Origin of the sequence: Faecalibacterium sp. i25-0019-C1, from assembly GCF_042854225.1 — a bacterium.
GTDB lineage: Bacteria > Bacillota > Clostridia > Oscillospirales > Ruminococcaceae > Faecalibacterium > Faecalibacterium taiwanense.
Genome location: NZ_AP031428.1, coordinates 2,268,320 through 2,287,878, shown reverse-complemented (window position 1 = coordinate 2,287,878; position 19,559 = coordinate 2,268,320). Strand labels below are relative to the sequence as shown.

16 protein-coding genes, 1 tRNA gene and 1 riboswitch are annotated in these 19,559 nt (G+C 57.7%); of the genes, 15 read left to right on the top strand and 2 right to left on the bottom strand.

The annotated features are described in order from the left end of the window. The first annotated feature begins 13 nt into the window (after positions 1 to 13). From ACGHUK_RS11345 to ACGHUK_RS11310, 8 genes are all read left to right on the top strand, one after another. Positions 14 to 694: a YesL family protein gene (locus ACGHUK_RS11345; protein WP_249259506.1), complete on the top strand. Its 681-nt coding sequence runs from the start codon at positions 14 to 16 to the stop codon at positions 692 to 694. After that, positions 691 to 2,856, top strand: a complete 2,166-nt coding sequence (locus ACGHUK_RS11340) for an alpha-galactosidase (protein WP_249259505.1) — start codon at positions 691 to 693, stop codon at positions 2,854 to 2,856. The genes ACGHUK_RS11345 and ACGHUK_RS11340 overlap by 4 nt, the downstream gene beginning before the upstream one ends. 71 nt (positions 2,857 to 2,927) lie before the next feature. Then, positions 2,928 to 4,613, top strand: coding sequence for a phospho-sugar mutase (locus tag ACGHUK_RS11335; RefSeq protein ID WP_097777008.1), 1,686 nt, complete (start codon positions 2,928 to 2,930; stop codon positions 4,611 to 4,613). 130 nt (positions 4,614 to 4,743) lie between these two features. Next, a complete protein-coding gene (locus ACGHUK_RS11330) occupies positions 4,744 to 5,658 on the top strand; it encodes a type I phosphomannose isomerase catalytic subunit (RefSeq protein WP_179859622.1) in 915 nt (304 codons plus the stop codon). Between the two features lie 84 nt (positions 5,659 to 5,742). Continuing rightward, positions 5,743 to 6,414 carry a hypothetical protein gene (locus ACGHUK_RS11325; RefSeq protein WP_097777006.1) on the top strand — a complete coding sequence of 224 codons (672 nt, stop codon included), beginning with the start codon at positions 5,743 to 5,745 and terminating at the stop codon, positions 6,412 to 6,414. A gap of 837 nt (positions 6,415 to 7,251) precedes the next feature. Then, positions 7,252 to 7,686: a plasmid mobilization protein gene (locus ACGHUK_RS11320; protein WP_207685045.1), complete on the top strand. Its 435-nt coding sequence runs from the start codon at positions 7,252 to 7,254 to the stop codon at positions 7,684 to 7,686. Further along, positions 7,658 to 9,205, top strand: a complete 1,548-nt coding sequence (locus ACGHUK_RS11315) for a relaxase/mobilization nuclease domain-containing protein (protein ID WP_348816414.1) — start codon at positions 7,658 to 7,660, stop codon at positions 9,203 to 9,205. The genes ACGHUK_RS11320 and ACGHUK_RS11315 overlap by 29 nt, the downstream gene beginning before the upstream one ends. Positions 9,206 to 9,217: 12 nt before the next feature. Beyond that, complete coding sequence (locus ACGHUK_RS11310; protein WP_207685043.1) at positions 9,218 to 10,180, top strand: hypothetical protein; 963 nt, start codon at positions 9,218 to 9,220, stop codon at positions 10,178 to 10,180. A gap of 404 nt (positions 10,181 to 10,584) precedes the next feature. Here ACGHUK_RS11310 and ACGHUK_RS11305 read toward each other — a convergent pair whose 3' ends face one another. Beyond that, positions 10,585 to 10,836: a DUF6061 family protein gene (locus ACGHUK_RS11305; protein WP_223474502.1), complete on the bottom strand. Its 252-nt coding sequence runs from the start codon at positions 10,834 to 10,836 to the stop codon at positions 10,585 to 10,587. A 152-nt stretch (positions 10,837 to 10,988) separates the two neighbouring features. Continuing rightward, positions 10,989 to 11,073, bottom strand: a tRNA-Tyr gene (locus ACGHUK_RS11300). A 410-nt stretch (positions 11,074 to 11,483) separates the two neighbouring features. On the opposite strand from ACGHUK_RS11300, the gene ACGHUK_RS11295 reads away from it, so the two are divergent. From ACGHUK_RS11295 to cobI, 7 genes are all read left to right on the top strand, one after another. Next, positions 11,484 to 11,804, top strand: coding sequence for an Hpt domain-containing protein (locus tag ACGHUK_RS11295; protein ID WP_338428051.1), 321 nt, complete (start codon positions 11,484 to 11,486; stop codon positions 11,802 to 11,804). A 105-nt stretch (positions 11,805 to 11,909) separates the two neighbouring features. Beyond that, positions 11,910 to 12,123, top strand: a riboswitch (cobalamin riboswitch). Between the two features lie 167 nt (positions 12,124 to 12,290). Further along, positions 12,291 to 13,523 carry a sirohydrochlorin cobaltochelatase gene (locus ACGHUK_RS11290; RefSeq protein WP_390574342.1) on the top strand — a complete coding sequence of 411 codons (1,233 nt, stop codon included), beginning with the start codon at positions 12,291 to 12,293 and terminating at the stop codon, positions 13,521 to 13,523. Between the two features lie 117 nt (positions 13,524 to 13,640). Further along, a complete protein-coding gene (locus tag ACGHUK_RS11285) occupies positions 13,641 to 14,501 on the top strand; it encodes an iron transporter (protein WP_390574340.1) in 861 nt (286 codons plus the stop codon). A gap of 226 nt (positions 14,502 to 14,727) precedes the next feature. Further along, a complete protein-coding gene (locus tag ACGHUK_RS11280) occupies positions 14,728 to 15,867 on the top strand; it encodes an ABC transporter substrate-binding protein (RefSeq protein WP_097775022.1) in 1,140 nt (379 codons plus the stop codon). A 30-nt stretch (positions 15,868 to 15,897) separates the two neighbouring features. Beyond that, the gene (locus ACGHUK_RS11275) at positions 15,898 to 16,917 is read left to right on the top strand and encodes a FecCD family ABC transporter permease (protein WP_390574339.1); all 1,020 of its coding nucleotides are present in this window, start codon (positions 15,898 to 15,900) and stop codon (positions 16,915 to 16,917) included. Further along, the gene (gene cbiD, locus ACGHUK_RS11270) at positions 16,914 to 18,866 is read left to right on the top strand and encodes a cobalt-precorrin-5B (C(1))-methyltransferase CbiD (RefSeq protein ID WP_390574337.1); all 1,953 of its coding nucleotides are present in this window, start codon (positions 16,914 to 16,916) and stop codon (positions 18,864 to 18,866) included. Before ACGHUK_RS11275 ends, cbiD begins: the two co-directional genes overlap by 4 nt. Then, positions 18,854 to 19,558 carry a precorrin-2 C(20)-methyltransferase gene (gene cobI, locus ACGHUK_RS11265; RefSeq protein ID WP_097781487.1) on the top strand — a complete coding sequence of 235 codons (705 nt, stop codon included), beginning with the start codon at positions 18,854 to 18,856 and terminating at the stop codon, positions 19,556 to 19,558. Before cbiD ends, cobI begins: the two co-directional genes overlap by 13 nt. The last annotated feature ends 1 nt before the right edge of the window (position 19,559 follow it).

Below are 19,559 nucleotides of genomic sequence, written 5' to 3'. Positions count from 1 at the left end.
GAAAGGAAACGTTATGAAAAAGGCCAACATCGACAGTCCATTCTACCGCACCATGGGAAGGATCGGAGATCTCGTGCTTGCCAACGTCCTGTGGCTCGTGTGCTGTCTGCCCATCCTCACCGCCGGGGCCTCTACGCTGGGGCTGTTCACGGTGGTGAACAAGATGGCAGCCAAAGAGGACTATACCGTGCGGACGGACTTTTTCAAGGCGTTCAAGCGGGATTTTAAGCAATCCACCGCCCTGTGGCTGGTGCTTTTGCTGGCAGGCTTTGCCGCCCTCACCGGGCTGCGCACCGCCACCGCACAGGACACCGCCGGCAATGGCATTCTGGCGGCAGCGTCCTTTCTGCTGCTGGTGCTGGCAGGCTGCTGTGGCAGCTGGGGCTTTGCCCTGCTGGCACGGTTCACCTATCCCGGCGTTCTGCCGGTACTGGCAGACAGCGGCCGCATGACCCTTGCCAATCTGCTGCCCACCGTGGGAAATCTTGCCTTTCTGGCGTGGTTTCCCCTGCTGGCAAAGGCCGCCCCGGCGTGGTTCGTCTATCTGCTGCCCCTGTGGCTGCTCATCGGCGGCGCAGGTTCTGCCCTTGGCATGGCAAGCCTGATGCGCCCCGCCTTTGCCCAACTGGAAAAGGCCGGGCGCAAAGAAGAGGAACCGGAAGAAGAAACCGACACGGAGGACAGTACCCAATGATCGTCTGCACCGAAAACGTCTTTACCCTGCATACCACCCACACCAGCTACCAGCTGGCAGTTGCCCCTAATGGCATGGTGCTGCACACTTATTACGGCACCCGTCTGCCGGAGGATGTGCCCAGCCTTGCGGATGCCCGGATGCCCCACAGCGACCCCGGCTGCTGGCCGGATCTTTTGCCGCAGGAGCTTTCCGGCTGCGGCACCGCTGATAACCGCACTCCCGCCGTCATCCCGGAATACGCCGACGGCACGGAAGCGGCGGCGTTCGTGTTCGACCGTGCTGAAGTGCATATCGGCAAACCCCAATTGCCCGACCTGCCGATGTTCCGGGATGGAAAGGGTGTGGAGACGCTTTCCGTTTTCCTGAAAGATGCGTGCGGTCTGGCCGTGGAACTGCGGTACAGCGTCTACGAAGCCGAGGACTTCATCACCCGCACGGCAGTTTATACCAACACCTCGTCCGAGGAGCTGACCCTGAACAAGGCGGCTTCTCTGACTCTCGACTTTGCGCCGGATGCTCTCGAACTGATCACCTTGAACGGTACATGGGCAGCGGAGCGCACCCCGGAACGTGCGGCGCTGCGCTGCGGCATCCAGAGCGTTGGCAGTATGCGGGGCATCCCCGGCCACGCCCACAACCCGGCAGTCGCCCTCTGCCATGCCGATACCACCGAAACGACCGGCGACGCATGGGGATTTGCCTTTGTGTACAGCGGCAACTACCTCATCGAAGCCGAGCGTGCCGACGCAGGGGAACGGCTGGTGATGGGCATCCATCCCTACCACTTCCACTGGACGCTGGCTCCCGGCGAGAGCTTTACCGCACCGGAAGCCGCGATGGTCTATTCGGATAAGGGGCTAGGCGAGATGAGCCGCCGTTTCCATGGCGCCATCCGCACCCGGCTACTGCCGCCCCGCTGGCAGGATATGACCGCGCCCCGCCCGGTGCTCATCAATAGCTGGGAAGCCTGCTACTTTGACTTCGACGAGAAAAAGCTGCTGGAACTGGCTGCTGCCTCCAAAAAGGCGGACATCGACCTGTTCGTGCTGGACGATGGCTGGTTCAAAGGACGCAACGATACCTCGTCCAGCTTGGGCGACTGGGCAGCGGACAAAGCCAAGCTGCCGGACGATCTGCCCGGCCTGTGCAAGAAAATCAATCTACTGGGACTGGAGATGGGACTGTGGGTCGAGCCAGAAGCCATCAGTCCGGACTCAGACCTCTATCGCACACACCCCGACTGGGCATTTACCATCCCCGGACGCGAGCCGCTGGAGATCCGCCAGCAGTATACGCTGGATTTCAGCCGCCCCGAAGTGGTGGACGGTATCTGGCAGCAACTGGATGAAATTTTAAGGAGCTGCCCGCTGAAATACCTCAAGTGGGATATGAACCGCTCGCTGGCACACGTCTACAACGCCAAACTGCCTGCAAAACAGCAGGGTGAAGTGTACCACCGCTATGTGATGGGTGTGTACGAATTGCAGCGCCGCCTGACCGAAAAGTACCCCGGCCTGCTGCTGGAAAACTGTGCAGGCGGCGGTGCCCGCTTCGACTGCGGAATGCTCTATTACAGCCCGCAGATCTGGTGCAGCGACAACACCGATGCCCGTTCCCGTCTGGTCGTCCAGTACGGCACCAGCCTGTTCTACCCCGGCTGCGTGATGGGGGCGCACTTTTCCACCGTGCCCAACCACTGCACCGGCCACATCTCCACGGTGGAAGCACGGATGGCGGCAGCACTTACTGGCACCTTCGGCTTTGAGCTGGATCTGACGAAATACAGCGAGGAAGAACTGGCCGAGCTCCGCCCCTATGTGGCGTGGTATCGCCAGCACGGTGCATTGCTGCGCGGCGGCGACCTGCACCGTCTGGTGGACCCGGAACCCAACGGCCTGGGTGCTGCGTGGATGATAACCGCAAAGGACGGCAGCGAAGCCGCCGTCTTCGCCGTGGGCGATGCCCTGACCGGCAGCCACGGCGTGGCAAGCGCCAACAGCCGCCCCCGCCTTATGCTGGAAGGGCTGGACCCGGCAGCACAGTACACCGACGAAGACGCAAACACCTACAGCGGCGTCCAGCTGCTGACCACCGGTCTGGAACTGCCCGGCGGCTGGGGCCAGACGCCCGCAAAAATCTGGTATCTGAAGAAAGTTTAACTGCTTCGCCCTCTCTGGCATAGCAGGGAGCAGGAGATGGGCGAGGATGCTGACGAGAGGAGAAAACCTTCATGACAGAAGAAATTAAATCGGCTTATGAAAAATGGCTGGCACAGCCGGAAATGCCCGCCGACCTTGCCGAAGAGCTGAAAGCAATCGCAGGCGACGAGGATGCCATCACCGACCGGTTCTACCGGGAGCTGGAATTCGGCACCGGCGGTCTGCGGGGCGTCATCGGTGCTGGCACCAACCGGATGAATGTCTACAACATCCGCAAAGCTACGCAAGGCCTTGCCAACTACCTGAATGCCTCCGACTTGCCGAAGAAAGTTGCCATCGGCTACGACAGCCGTATCAAGAGCGATGTGTTTGCCCGCGAAACCGCAGCTGTCCTTGCGGCAAACGGCATCAAGGCCTATATTTATCCCCGTCTGGAACCTACTCCGGCGCTGAGCTGGGCGGTGCGGTACTACGGCTGCGGCGCGGGCGTCTGCGTCACCGCCAGCCACAACCCTGCCAAGTACAACGGCTACAAGGTCTACGGTGCAGACGGCTGCCAGATCACCCTTGAGGTGGCAGCAAAAATTCTTGCCGCCATTGAAGCGGTGGACTGCTTTGCCGTACAGCCTGCGGACTTTGATGTCGCCCTTGCCGAGGGCAAGATCGAGTACAGCAGCGAGAAATGTCTGGACGACTTTGTGGATGCCGTCTATGCCCAGCGTGTGGGCGATGGGGCAGGCACCGCCGACCTGAAGCTGGTGTACACTCCGCTGAACGGCTCCGGTCTGGAATGCGTGAAAAAGCTGCTGGCAAAGCTGGGCGTCACCCATGTGACGGTGGTGCCGGAGCAGGAAAAGCCGGACGGCAACTTCCCCACCTGCCCCTACCCGAACCCGGAAATTCGGGAGGCCATGCAGAAGGGTCTGGAGCTGTGCGATCAAGTCCACCCGGACCTTTTGCTGGGCACCGACCCGGACTGCGACCGCTGCGGCACGGCAGTGCCGGACGGAAAGGGCGGCTACCGGCTCATTACCGGCAACGAGATGGGCATCATCCTGCTGGACTACATCTGCCGCACCCGCAAGGCGCTGGGCACCCTGCCGGAGCACCCCGTGGCTGTGACCACCATCGTGTCCACCGATATGGCAACTCCGGTGGCCGAGAAGTACGGCGTGGAGCTGCGCCGTACCCTGACCGGCTTCAAGTTCATCGGTGAGCAGATCGGCCTGCTGGAAGCCGCCGGAGAAGCCGACCGCTACATCTTCGGCTTTGAGGAGAGCTACGGCTACCTGTCCGGCGCACACGTCCGGGACAAAGATGCCGTCAACGCCACGCTGCTGGTGTGCGAAGCCGCCGCATGGTACGCAAAGCAGGGCATGACCCTGCTGGATGCCATCAACCAGCTGTACGCCGAGTTTGGCTGCTACCGCAATGCCCTGCACAGCTTCGCCTTTGAGGGCGAAAGCGGAATGCACACCATGGACGCCATCATGAAACAGCTGCGCGAGACCCCGCCGCAGAGCATTGCCGGAATCGCCGTGGAAAGCGTGCTGGACTACAACGCCGAGGGCACCGGCCTGCCGAAGGCAAATGTCTTGGAGTTCCGTCTGGGTGGAAAGGCAAAGCTGATGGTTCGTCCTTCCGGCACTGAGCCGAAGATCAAGGTGTATCTGTCCGCCGTTGCTCCTACGGAAGCCGAAGCAGATGCCATCAATGCGAAGCTGGGTGACGCCGCTGCCGAGCTGCTGAAGGCATAAATTCTCAAATATTTCTACAAACGGCTGCCTCGTTCCTGCCATAAAAATGGACGGGGCAGCTTTTTTGCACCCTTTTTTCGGAAAAAGTGTCATTTTATGTGCAATTTTAGGCATATTGGAGGTATGCAAGATGAAAACGATTCAACTGAAACCAAGCTGCAAGGACTACCTCTGGGGCGGCGAAAAACTGCGTACCGAGTACGGCATCCAGAGCGAGATGCACCCCTTGAGTGAGGCGTGGATGCTCTCCTGCCACCCGGACGGCCCCAGCTACCTGCCGGACGGCACGACTTTGCAGCAGTACATTGACGCGCACCCCGGCTGCCTTGGCACCGACTGCGTAAAGTTCGAGGAGTTCCCCATTCTGGCAAAGCTCATCGACGCCAAGAAGGACCTGTCCATTCAGGTGCACCCCTCTAACGCCTACGCCCTGGAGCACGAACACCAGTACGGCAAGACCGAAATGTGGTATGTGCTGGAGGCAGAACCGGGTGCGACCCTCTACTATGGCTTCACCCATGAGATCAGCAAAGAGGAGTTTGAGCACCGCATCAAGGACAACACCCTGACCGAGGTGCTGAACGCCGTCCCGGTGAAAAAAGGCGACTGCTTATTCATCCCCTCCGGCACGCTCCACGCCATCCGCAAGGGCATCGTGGTGGCTGAGATTCAGCAGAATTCCAACGTCACCTACCGCATTTACGATTATGGCCGCAAGGGTGCAGACGGCAAGCCCCGCCAGCTCCACATCCCGCAGGCTCTGGATGTGACCGAACGCAAGCCGCCTGTTGCTCACGACTTCCACGGCCATCTGGCACAGTGCGATTACTTTACGGTGGATGCCGTGGAGGGCAGCTTCAAGGATATCTGCGATGATGTTTCCTTTACTTCTCTGCTGATCCTGGAAGGAGAGGGGACCCTGACCGAGACCGCCACCGGCGAGAGCCTGCCCATCCAAAAGGGCGAGAGCTTCTTTATCCCGGCAGGCACCGGGGAATATACGGTGAGCGGCACGGATCTCAAGTGCCTGCGCACCCGCGTGTAAACAAAACTCCCGGATCGTATACACAGTCCGGGAGTTTATGCTATGATATAGCTATCAAGACTGAAACGAAAAGAGGACACTGCCATGGCATCCTACCGCTACGAACGCAACATTTCCCCCGAGGATCTTGTGCCGGAAAAAACCCGGGAGCTGACGCCTGCCGAAGCCCGCGCCAACTGGTGGCATTATCACTGGTATTATGTGGTGCTCATTGCCGCGGCGGTGCTGGCGGTCGGGTATTTTGTGTGGAGCCGTGTCACCGAGGTGAAGCCGGACTATACGGTAGCGGTCGTGGGGCGTATTGACCCGGACGCGGCGTTCCTGTCCGAGGTGGAAACCAAATTGGAAGCTGCGGCCGATGATGTGAACGGGGACGGGAAAGTAAAAGTCAACGTGAAGAGCATCTGGCTTGCGCTGGATTACGATGGACAGGATTCCTCCCTGCGCAAGCTGATGGAATCCAGTGAGGACAAGCTCAATTCTGATTTTTATCTCTGCGAGAGCATGATCTTCATCGTGGACGACCCGGCGGCAATGGAGCAGCGGTACGGCTGTTTCCGTCTGCTGGACGGTACTGACCCGCAGGAGGGCGACAGCCTGAGCGTTTCCGATTTTGCCGTGCTGCTGGACGACACCGCCCTTGCCGGAGTGCAAAGCAAAAGCGGCGCAGAATGGTATGTGGCAAGGCGTCTGAGTGAAGGCGTGGAGGAAGAATCCCTCACCACAGGAGATGCGCTGTGGGAGAAGCTCATTTGATTTTCTGAATTCGTAGAAAGTCTTACTTCTGCCACTTTACCACGATAAATTTTGCAAAACCATATTGACGCACCTGCACTTCCATGATACCCTTTATTCCAAATCCTGCTGACAAAAGTGGTGGTTCTCACCGTGATAACCACCACTTTCAGCGAGTGATTATCCAGAAAGAACATGCCGCCCCGCAACACACCCGATCATTTTGCCGTCTGTTTCACCCGACAAAATCCTTCGCCTGTACTGCGTGGGCGGTATTTTTCTTTTTCACAAATAAAATCTTATGTGGTTGTACAAATTTCCAAAATTCATTTTCGGTTGTTGACTACACAACCTCAAAGTGTTATTCTTGTGTTTGAAAGAAGCAGGTTGTAGTGTCCACACTGCGCCCGGCTTTCTTCATACCGAACCTTGAATCCTTCATAAGCCGTCTGAACGTGATATCGTGCCATGACCTCACACTTTCTGTGGGCGAGCCGGAAAACGCCGCTGCAAAACAGGGGCAGGAACTTCGTTCGGGTCAAACGGCGATCAACATACACGAGCAGTGGAAATCTCTACTTATTTTTGCGCCTTAACAATTCGGAAACATTTGTTGAAAATGCGTTTTGAGCGCAGCGGTAGAGGGCAAGAACCGTCCCGTGGCCACAAATTTTCAATTCTTGAAAATCTTGTGTTCCACCGGGACTTCACATCTGCAACTCTTGCGAGTTTTGATGTGATCTTGTTGGGGCGTGCCTGCCCCAAACCCTGCTCATATTTCGCACCGTTGGTGCGAAAGAACGGCGTGTCGTGCTTACATAGTTCCACCGAGGAGCTAGCGAAACGACAGGAGGTTCAATGAACAAAACGAATGTCAAAGCGAATCCCAGCACGACCCACCGCCACGACACGCCGAACAACAAAACGCACATCATCAAGTTCCGTGTGACGGAAACTGAAAAGATGGAACTCCAATGCACAGCAAAACTCCTTCATCTCTCCCTGTCCACCCTCATCCGCCGTGCGCTGCACAGTGCGAAGATCGAGCGCACGGTTGTCGTTGCCGGCGGCGGAGAAGAAACCCTGAACGCCGTTTCCACTCTGCTTGCCCAGTGCGGCAAGGTGGGCGGAAACCTGAATCAACTCGCACGACACTTCAACTCCGGTGGAGCAGATACCGAACAACTCCGGGCGAAACTTCTTGACGAACTTACAGACCTGACTGCCTTCCGGCTCAACGCCGAGAAAATTCTTGGTGAACTGTATGGCAACGCTCAAGCATATCGCCTCTAAGAATTCGGACTACTCCGCCATCGAAGCGTACCTGATTTACCAGCACGATGCGTTCACCGGGAAGCAGCTTCTTGATGAACAAGGCAGGCCCATGCTGCGGGATTCGTACATTCTGGATACGCTTGAATGCGGCGATTTCTCGTTTGCAACGGCCTGCCTGCTGGCAAACCGAAAGTACAACAAGAACAACCACCCCGATGATATTAAGAGCCACCAGTATATCATCAGCTTTGACCCCAGAGATGCAGCCGACAACGGCTTGACCATGGAAAAAGCACAGGCTCTCGGCCTGAACTTCTGTAAAGAAAACTTTCCCGGTCATCCTGCCATCGTCTGCACCCACCCGGATGGGCATAACCATTCGGGAAATATCCACGTCCACATCGTGATCGGCAGCATCCGCACACGAGAAGTGGAACGCAAGCCCTATATGCAGAAGCCTCGTGACTGGCGTGAGGGCATGAAGCACTCCAGCACAGCCCAGACCATGCGGCACCTGCGTGTCGCAGTCATGGAAATGTGCGAACACGCTGACCTGCATCAGATCAATCTACTGGAAGCACAAGGCGACCGTATTTCTGAACGGGAATACTGGGCACGGCGGCGCTGGCAGCAATGTCTCGACCATGCCAACGCCAGATTGCTTGCAGAAGGGAAGGCTCCCAAGCAGACTGTTTACCAGACGGAACTGGAAACTCTGCGCAGGCCAATCGACTCCGTGCTGAAGAAAGCCACCACCTTCGATGAATTTTCTGCATTGCTCTTGCAGGAACATGGCATTGCCGTGAAAGAGAGCCGAGGGCGATTGAGCTACTGCCCGTCCAATCGGGTAAAATTCATCACCGCCCGGAAGCTGAGCAAGAAGTTTGAGAAAGAGCAGGTGCTTGCCGCACTCGCTCAGAACATCCGGCTTGCTCCGACCGTCCAGCCCATCGCAGCAGACAAGCCCGATAAGATTCAGAAACTGGTGGACATTCAGGCAAAGCTGAAGCAGGGCAAGGGCATCGGCTACGAGCGTTGGGCGAAAAAGCACAACCTCAAAGCCATGGCACAGACCTTGATCCTCTTGCAGGAAAAAGGTCTGCTCAACGAGGATGCACTCGACCAGAGAATCGCAGAGCTTGACACCAAGTTCCATGAATCGCTGGCCGTAGTGAAAGACCTCGAAACCCGCATGGCAGAAAACAAGAAGCTGCGCAGCCACGCTGCTGCCTACAAGCAGTACCGACCGCTTGCGCAGAAACTGAAAACTGTCAAATCCCCCGCAGCCTTTGAAGAACAGCACCGTGCAGAACTGACAGCGTACCGGACGGCAGCAGCCTATCTCAAGGCAAACAACATCACCAAGCTGCCCAGCCCGAACAAGTTGGAAGCCGAGTATGCGCAGCTGGCATCCGAAAAGGCAAAGTTCTACGAGCAGTACAAGGAAACCAAGGAAGAACTGCTCAAACTGAAAACCGCAAAGCAGAATGTTGCGTCCTTTTTCCGGGAGGAAGAACCGGCGCAGCAGGAGAGATAAAGGAGTGTGCGTATGATCAACTTGAAAATCGACCCGGAGTTCCAGAATCAGATTCCGCCGCTGACGGACGATGAGTATAAGCAGCTTGAAGAAAACATCCTCAAAGAAGGCAAACTGCTTTCTCCTTTGATCGTTTGGAATAACATCCTTGTTGACGGCCACAATCGTTATGCCATTCTCCAGAAACACCCGGAGATTTATTTCTCCACCATGCCGCTCCGATTCGAGAATCGCGAAGAAGCCCTTGCGTGGATTTGCAGAAACCAGTTGGGGCGGCGCAACCTGAGCCCCGAACAGAAGCGTTATCTGATTGGCAAACAGTATGAAGCCGAGAAGAAAGCCGCAAAAATCTTTCGGGGCAACCAGTACACTTTAGCAAAGAAAAGTGGTGGTGCTCACGATGATAACCACCACTCCGGGAAGAAAACCTGCGACCGGATCGCAGAGGAAAACGGTGTCAGCCGTGCCTCTGTTCTCCGTGCCAGCCACTACACGCGAGGCATCGACATCGCAGATAATCTCTCTCCCGGCATCAAGCAGAAAGTCTTTTCCGGTGAAGTGAAGTTCACGAATGAAGAAATGTCCAAGCTCGTGCAGAGCAGTCCTGCCAAACGGCAAGACGTATTTGCCGAGATCATGCACCCGGAAATCACGAAAGGAATGGAGGCTGCAAATGCAGACCCCAAAGCAGACGTGCCGGTTCCGATGCCCACATCCGACCCCGAGCAGTTCAAGGGATACCAAGTCCCGGACGAGTGCATGAAGGTCTACAAGACGCTGAGCATGGCCACGGAAATGATGCGAAACACATGGAAGCGAGTGCTCAAAAATAATCAGAGTTATCTTTCTGACCCGGAAAAGCAGAAGGTTCTCCGCTACGCCATGCAGCGGCCAGCCCACTATCTGAACGAGCTAGAAGCCTGCATGGAGCAGATTCTTTCTGAAACCATCGAAGAAGCTGAAAAGACCGCATAACGACAGGCACTTGTAAGCCATCAACGAGCCACCAGCCGCAAGTGCAAGGCAGAAAACTTCCGCGCCCTTGCGCCTGATAAAAATGGAGCTTTGATTTTCTTGCCCGGCTTTGCCATGGTGGGACGATCAAAGGAGCGTGCGTTTGAACAAAAAGAAAAAGTCCACAAACACTTCCCCCTACCCCGATGAAGTCATTGACCGTCTGGCACGGGCATTCTACCCGGCCATCCTTGCCTGCTGGAACAGCGAGGAAGGTCAACGGGAGTTTGCTGCGTGGCAGGCGGAGCAGGCTCATCTCTCCGGCAAAGAGAAACAGGAAGTTCCCGTGGGGGAACTCCCTGCCTTACTTATCGTGTGTGGATTTTGGCAGGGTGCGTCCGGCAGGGCGCACCCTGTTTTTGTGTTCAGTCCTCTAATCCGTGACTTGCAGCCGCATTTCTCAGATACTCCTCCGGCTCACCGTTCAGGATCAGTTCGGCATACGCCAGCGGGTCGTTATAGATGAGGTAGTCCAGTTCAGACCTCTGCGCCATGGTAACATCCAGCGCATCCTCGACCCCAGTGCAGTCAATGGAAATTTTTCTCCCGTCCCGGAGCAGCAGTTCCACGCAGCCAGTGTCTATATTAAACTTGCAGGCTCTTTCATCGTACTTCATAATCATACCCTCCAAATCTTGTGATTGTCTTACGGTCTATGACAAGGTATCGGAGTTTTGCGCCGTCCACGGGAGCCTTCATTCTCAAACCCGAAGAAAACGAAAAATCCGAACCCTTCTCCAATCGGAAATAGGTTCGGATTTTTCTTGTTTGGTGGGCGCGGGTGGATTCGAACCACCGAAGCTGAAAGCAGCAGATTTACAGTCTGTCCCCATTGGCCACTCGGGAACACGCCCATATTCACTTTTTGTGTCCTTCGCCGGACGACTTGTTTATTCTATCATGCAGAAAGGCTTTTGTCAACTGTTTTTTTACGTTTTTCTTCAAATGCGTTTTCCGTGCAGAGAAACGGCAGAGCAAAGGCGGGAAAAGCCCTGCAGCCATGCAGGCACGGCAAAGTCGGAGAAAAAAGCCAGCCGGAAGAAATTGATAGGCAAATTGCAAGAAAAACTCGGGACAATATGTGAAAAGTGCAAGACTTTTTGTCTCTGCATTGAAAAACGCAGTAAGACGTGATATATTAAAAGCGCAACAAAGTGCAACAAAATGGATGGCGCTTTTGTCACTCTGTGGCAAATCAGGCGGGATCAGTAGAAAAAGAAAGGCATAGCGACAAACCATGACGATTCAGGAATGTTATAGACAGATGGGCGCAAATTATGAGGATGTGCTCAAGCGGCTTTACAACGAAGGCATGATCTGCAGATTTACGCTGATGTTTTTGAACGACGACAGCTATCCGAAACTGGAGCAGGCATTGAAGGAAGGAAATGTGAAGGAAGCATTCCGTGCGGCACACACGCTCAAGGGCGTGTGCCAGAACCTGGGTTTTACCAACCTGTATCAGCCCACCTACGATTTGACCGAGGTGCTGCGCACAGGCACACTGGAAGGTACCAAGGAGCTGTTTGACAGCGTGACCTGCCAGTACAAAATCACCATCAATGCGATCCGTGCGCTCCAGTAAGCTCCGCATTTGGCTCGATCCCCAAACGGCATCCTTCCTTATAAAAAGGCAGGATGCCGTTTTTTATTGCATTCTGCGCAGTTTTATGATATAATGCCGGACGAACTGAACAGAAAAACAGCAGGTGCCTTTTGCCGATGCACTGCACGGCGGAAAGGGTAAAAGGGAAGCGGGTGCAGATCCCGCACGATCTCGTCACTGTGATAAGGGAGTCCGCATCAGGGTGCTTTGCACCAGCCACTGGAGCTTTTGCTCTGGGAAGGAGATGACGGGCGGCGATCTTTCAGTCAGGAAACCTGCCTGCTGTTGGTACGGGGGTGCAAACCCCAGATCACGAGGAATTGGTTGTACCAAAAAGCCCTGAAACAACAGAGGTCTTTTTGTCATGCCATCCGCAGGACAGAAGGGCCTCTTTTTTCATCTCTCTTTCCTGTACCCTTTGTTTGGTTCAAACCGCAATTTATCCAGCAGGAAAGGACAAGAACAATGAGAAAGATCGAAACCAAAAAGCTGGCCGCAGCTGTTACGGCTCTGGCTCTGTGCGCCGGCGTGCTCACCGGCTGCGGCGGTGCTGCTTCCAGCACTGCATCCAGCACCGCTGCGTCTTCCGCTTCCAGCGAAGCGAGCAGCGAGGAGGCTGACGAAATAGCAGCAAAGAACGTGGCAGACCTGATCGATGCCATCTATGTGCAGGAGCGCAATGAGGATACCGATGCCCAGTGCGAAGCCGCCAAGGCTGCATGGGATGCCCTGACCGACACCCAGAAGGAACTGGTGGAAGGTGAGAACGCCGACCCCGACTACTTTGGCCGTGACACCGGTGATGCTTCCAAGGACGATGCCCGCAATCAGGACGACATTGGCGACAACGAGCTGCTGGTGGTCTCCTTCGGCACCTCCTTCAACGACAGCCGCGTGAAGGACATCAAGGGCATCGAGGATGCTCTGCAGGCCGCATACCCGGATTGGTCTGTGCGCCGCGCATTCACCGCACAGATCATCATCAACCATGTGCAGGCTCGTGATGGCGAAAAGATCGACAACATGCAGCAGGCCATGGACCGCGCTGTGGAAAACGGCGTGAAGAATCTGGTCGTCCAGCCCACCCACCTGATGCACGGTGCTGAGTACGACGAGATGATGGAAATGATCGACACCTACCGCGACAAGTTTGAATCTGTCGCTGTGGCTGAGCCCCTGCTGGGCGAGGTCGGTTCCGACGCCACCATCATCAATCAGGATAAGGAAGACGTTGCCAAGGCTGTCACCGCTGCTGCCGTGAAGGAAGCCGGCTACGACAGTCTGGATGCCGCTGCTGCGGACAAGGTCGCCTTTGTCTTTATGGGCCACGGCACCTCGCACACCGCAAAGGTGAGCTACAGCCAGATGCAGACCACTATGCAGACTCTGGGCTACGACAATGTGTTCATTGGCACCGTTGAGGGCAAGCCGGAAGAGACTGCCTGCGAGAACGTGATCGAGGCTGTTAAGGCTGCGGGCTACACCAAGGTCATCCTGCGCCCGCTGATGGTGGTTGCCGGCGATCACGCCAACAACGATATGGCCGGTGAGGATGCCGACTCCTGGCTGAGCCAGTTCAAGGCTTCCGGTGCTTTCGACAGCATCGACTGCCAGATCGCTGGTCTGGGTGAGATCGAGGATGTCCAGAAGCTGTATGTCGCCCACACCAAGGCGGCGATCGATTCTCTGAACGGTTGATCAAACGAACCCTCTCCGTCTCGCGGCCGCTTTGCGGCATCCGGTGGAGAGGGTTCATTTTTTATCTGAACAATGGTATAATAAAAGCTGATTTCTTATAATGTAGAGGTATTTCCTATGAAACGCGTTTTTTCCTGTGTTGTCGCTGCTTCTCTGGCACTGAGTCTGCTGGTGGGCTGCGGCGCTTCTTCCACGGCATCTTCTGCAGCTTCCAGTGCTGCTTCTTCCGAGGCGGCATCCTCTGTGGCTTCTTCTGCCGCTGAGACCGCCGCTTTGGCGGATGGCGTGTATACCGCCGAGTTTGACACCGACAGCAGCATGTTCCACGCCAACGAAGCCTGCGACGGCAAGGGCACTCTGACCGTGGAGAACGGCCAGATGACCTTCCATGTCAGCCTTGCTTCCACCCATATCGTCAACCTGTATCTGGGCAAGGCTTCCGATGCCGCCGACCACGAGGCCGACTGGCTGCAGCCCACCACCGACACCGTCACCTACTCCGATGGTACTTCGGAGGAGGTGTACGGCTTTGACATTCCGGTCACTGCTGTGGATACGGACTTTGACCTTGCCATTCTGGGCACCAAGGGCAAGTGGTACGACCATGTCGTCAGCGTGCGTGATGCCGTGGAAAAGGCTGCGGAAGCCGAGACCCCGGCAGACGGCACCTACACCTGTGATGTGACGCTGGAGGGCGGCTCCGGCCGTGCCACCGTGGAGAGCCCCGCCGCCCTGACCGTGGCGGATGGCAAGATGACCGCCACCATCGTGTGGAGCAGCCCGAACTATGATTATATGATCGTGGACGGCGAGAAGTATCTGCCCACCAACACCGAGGGCAATTCCACCTTTGAAATTCCGGTATCGGCGCTGGATACCGCACTGGATGTCACCGCCGACACCGTTGCCATGAGCACCCCCCACGAGATCGAGTATACGCTGACCTTTGATTCCGCAAGTCTGAAGGCTAACGATTGAGAATGCCCTCCGCTCACGCTCTGGGCATACTCAGCGGAAAATCAATTTTTTATTTCGCGTTTGTCGCGGCCCCGACGCTTGTCAGGGCAAAGCCCTTCCATCTGCTATCGCAGATCGCTCGCCTGCTTGAAAGACCCACTGGGGCTTTCATTGCTGCGCAACCGCAGGGCCGCTCCAAACGCCTTTTCACAAGAGGGGTCGGAACGACAAACGTCCGGATATTTGAATGAAAATCACTCGCAACCAATTTCTGAAACTGATCCCTGCTGCGGCGCTGACGCTGACCGGCTGCGGCAGCAAGGCTCAACCTGCCAATACGGAAAGTCTTGTTTTCTCCCATCATTACAAGCTGGACTATGCACAGCAGTTCACAGCGGACTGCTATGAGGGCGGCTATACCATGCTGACCATCGCGGAGTCGGATGCACGGTTCCTTGTTGTGCCGGAAGATGCTGCGGAGGTGGACGGTCTGCCTGCTGATGTGACTGTGCTGCGCCAGCCGGTGGAGAATATTTATCTGGTCTCCACCTCGGTGATGGATCTGCTTTTACATCTGGATGCACTGGACAGCGTGGCCTTTTCCGGCACCAAGGCCGAGGGCTGGTATCTGCCCGCGGTGCAGCAGGCCATGGAAGAGGGAAAAATCGCGTATGCAGGCAAGTACAGCGCCCCGGATTACGAGCAGATCCTGGCAGCGGGCTGCCGCCTTGCCATTGAGAATACCATGATCCTGCACACGCCGGAGGTAAAGGAGCAGCTGGAACACTTTGGCATCCCGGTGCTGGTGGAGCGTTCCAGCTACGAGAGCGACCCGCTGGCCCGCATGGAGTGGATCAAGCTTTACGGCATCCTGCTGGGCAGGGAAGAACAGGCCGAGCAGGTGTTTTCCGCGCAGGAGACAGCCGTTCAGCCCATCCTCTCGCAGGAACCCACGGGAAAAAGCTGCGCCTTCTTCTCGCTGACCACCAACAACCTTGCCACTGTGCGCAAGGGCAGTGACTATGTGGCCCGCATGATCGAAATGGCAGGCGGCAGCTATGTCTTTGCGGACCTGACGGACAATGGTAACAGCCTTGCTACCATGAACCTGCCGCTTGAGGACTTCTATGCAGGTGCAAAGGATGCCGATGTGCTCATCTACAACAGCGCCATCGAGGGTATGATCGCATCGGTGAGCCAGCTGACCGAGCGTTTCCCACTGTTGAACGAGTTCAAAGCGGTGCAAAACGGTCAGGTGTGGTGCACCACCCAGAGCCTGTTCCAGCAAAGCATGGAGCTGGCAGACTTGATCGTGGATATGAACCGGGTGTTTACCAAGGGCACACCTGCCGCCAGTACCCTGAAATTCCTCACCCATGTGGATTAAAGAAGGAAAATTTTACAGAAAGGAAAGCCTATGACCCGTACCAGACGCCTTGCAGCCGCCTATATTGCCCTTGCGGCAGCCGTGGCTGTGCTTTTTGCGCTGAACCTGTTCTGGGGCAGCGTATCCCTTGCACCGGGTGCGGTGCTGACGGCGCTGCTGGGCAAGGGCGGCGATGCGCTTGCGGGGAACATCATCCTGCAGCTGCGCCTGCCCCGCGCGGTCATGGCGGCGCTGTTGGGGGCAGCCCTCAGCGCGGCAGGCTACCTGCTGCAGACTTTTTTTGCAAACCCCATTGCCGGGCCATTTGTCATGGGCGTTTCCAGCGGCGCAAAGCTGGCGGTGGCCCTGACCATGGTGGTGTTTCTGGACCGCGGGATGCTGACCAGCTCGGCCACCATGATCGTGGCGGCCTTTGCGGGTGCCATGGCTTCCATGGCCTTTGTGCTGGCGGTGGCCCGGCGGGTGCAGCGCATGAGCATTCTGGTCATCTGCGGTGTGATGATCGGCTATATCTGCTCCGCCATCACCGATATCGTGGTGGCCTTTGCGCAGGATTCCAACATCGTCAATCTGCACAACTGGTCGCAGGGCAGCTTTTCCGGCGTGACATGGGCCAATGTGCAGGCTGCGGCACTGGTGGTGCTGCCTGCGCTGGCGGCATCCTTTCTGCTTTCCAAGCCCATGGCCGCCTACCAGATGGGCGAAGCATATGCCCGCAGCGTGGGCGTGAATGTCAAGCCTTTCTCGGTAGCGCTGGTGCTGCTTTCCAGCCTGCTGGCGGCCTGTGTCACCGCCTTTGCGGGGCCGATCTCCTTTGTAGGCATCGCGGTGCCGCACCTTGTCAAGCAGCTGCTGGGCAGCGCAAAGCCGCTGTATGTGCTGCCGGGGTGCTGCTTGGGCGGTGCGGCTTTCTGCCTGTTCTGCGACCTGCTGGCCCGCAGTCTGTTCGCGCCCACGGAGCTGTCCATCAGCTCGGTCACGGCCGTGTTCGGCGCACCGGTGGTCATCTGGCTGCTGGTGCGGCGCAATTCAGAGCGGGAGGGCGCATGATGAACGAAAAAGCACTTTGCACTGCGCGGGAGCTTGCCATCGGCTACGGCAAGACACCGCTGCTCTCGGATATTTGCCTCGGGGTGCAGCCGGGCCAGATCCTGACCTTGATCGGGCCGAACGGCGCAGGAAAATCCACCCTGCTCAAAACGCTGGCGGGCCAGCTTGCTCCCATGGGCGGCACAGTGCTGCTGGCGGAGAAGGATCTTACTGCCTATACCGGTACCCAGCGGGCGCAGAAGCTGGCTCTCATGGCCCCTCACAGCCGCCGGATGGAGCTGACCACCTGTTTTGACTTTGTTTCGGCGGGGCGCTATCCCTACACCGGACGGCTGGGCATTTTGTCTGCCGAGGACAGGCAGCAGGTGCACAGAGCCTTGGAGCTGGTGGGCGCGGCGCAGCTGGCAGACCGGGATTTTAACCGTATCAGCGACGGCCAGCGCCAGCGCATCCTGCTGGCCCGGGCACTGTGCCAGCAGCCGGAAGTGATCCTGCTGGACGAGCCGACCTCTTTTCTGGATATCAAGGGCAAGATCGAACTGCTCACCATTTTAAAGGAGCTGGCCCATACCGGTCAGCTGGCGGTGATCCTGAGCCTGCACGAGCTGGAATTGGCCGAAAAAATAGCGGACACGGTGGTGTGCGTTTCGCCCGGTGGTGTTTCCGGCGTGCTGACCCCGGAACAGGCGTTTCAGCCGGAGAACATCCGCACCCTGTACGGCCTGACCGAACAGCAGTACACGGCTCTGTTCGGCACACCGGAGCCGGAAGCCGAAAAGGCACCCGCCGGAAAACCTCAGTTTGAGCATTACGTCCGCAGCGGGCAGAAGTTGCTGCGCTGCGGCTATACCACCGGCACCTGTGCCGCGCTGGGGGCTGCAGGGGCGGCGCGTCTGCTGCTGACCGGCCGCGAACCGGAAACGGTGGCTCTGCGCACGCCCAAGGGCATTGTGGTGGAGGTGGCTCCCCTCTGGTGCCGCAGCACGGACACAGGTGCCGCATGTGCCATCCGCAAGGACGGCGGCGACGATGTGGATGTGACTACGGGCCTGCCGGTGGTCGCATCAGTGGTACTGGAACCGGATGCCCCCGGCGTGCGCATCTTTGGCGGCGAGGGGGTGGGCCGTGTGACGAAGCCCGGCCTTGACCAGCCCGTAGGCGAAGCCGCCATCAACCATGTGCCGCGCCGGATGATCGCCGAGGCGCTGGAAGGGGAAGCTGAAAATGCTGCCTACACTGGCGGCTTTGCAGTGACCATTTCCATCGAGGGCGGTGCCGAGACGGCAAAGCGCACCTTCAACCCGCACATCGGGGTGGAGGGCGGGCTTTCCATTCTGGGCACCAGCGGCATCGTGGAACCCATGAGCCAGCAGGCCATTCTGGATACCATCCAGCTGGAAATGAATCAGGCCGCACTGCGTGCAAAAAATGCCCCAGGCCCCCGGCGGCTGGTGCTGGCCCCCGGCAACTACGGGCTGGATTATCTGGCCAGCGCTCTGCCGCAGTTCGAGCGGTTCCCGGTGGTCAAGACCTCCAACTTCATCGGGGATACGCTGGATATGGCTGCCACGGCCAAATTTGAGGAAGTGCTTCTGGTAGGCCACGTGGGCAAGCTGGTCAAACTGGCGGCAGGGGTCATGAACACCCACTCCCACACGGCGGATGGCCGCGCTGAAGTGTTTTGCGCCCATGCGGCGCTGTGCGGTGCCGCGCATGAGGTGTGCGCCGCCCTGATGGATGCCGCCACCACCGATGCCTGCCTTGACATTTTGGACGGCGCACAGCTGCGTGCACCGGTGCTGGAAAGCATCCTTGCCGCCATCCAGATGCATCTGGACCGACGGGCAGGCGGGGCGTTCCGGGTGGGCGCGGTGCTGTTCTCCAACCAGCACGGCCCGCTGGGCGAGACAAAAACGGCAAAGGAGCTGATGCAGGAATGGCAGAACTGAAAGGTACATTTTACGGTGTCAGCGTCGGCCCCGGCGACCCGGAGCTGATGACGCTGCAGGCTGTGCGGCTCATCCGGCAGTGCCCGGTGCTGGCCGCGCCGCAGACTGCTTCCGGCCAGATGCTGGCGCTGGACATCGCCCGCAGTGCGCTGGGAGAAGCGCTGGACGGCAAGACCATCGTCCCGCTGTACTTTGCCATGAGCCGTGACCCGGCTGCGCTGGCGGCTTCGCACGAAAAAGCCGCCGCCGCGGTGCGGCAGTATCTGGATGCCGGGCAGGACGTTGCCATGCTGAACATCGGTGATGTTTCCATCTATGCCACCTTTGGTTACCTGCAGGAGATCTTGCAGGCCGGGGGTTATGCCACCGCCATGGCGGCAGGCGTGCCCAGCTTTTGTGCGGCGGCGGCGCGGCTGAATGTGCCGCTGACCGGCGGCATGGATACGCCGCTTACCATTGCGCCCGGCGGCTGGACAGACCGCGTGCTGGAAATGCCCGGCACCAAGGTATTGATGAAAGCCGGCAGGCAATTGCCTGTCTTATTGGATACCCTGCAGCAGGCAGATAAGCTGAAAAAAAGCGCACTTGTGTGCAACTGCGGTCTGCCGGACGAGCGGGTCTACCCGGATCTTTCCCTTGAGCGGCCGCAGGAACAGGCCGGTTATTTTGCCACCGTTTTGGTAAAGGAGTAAC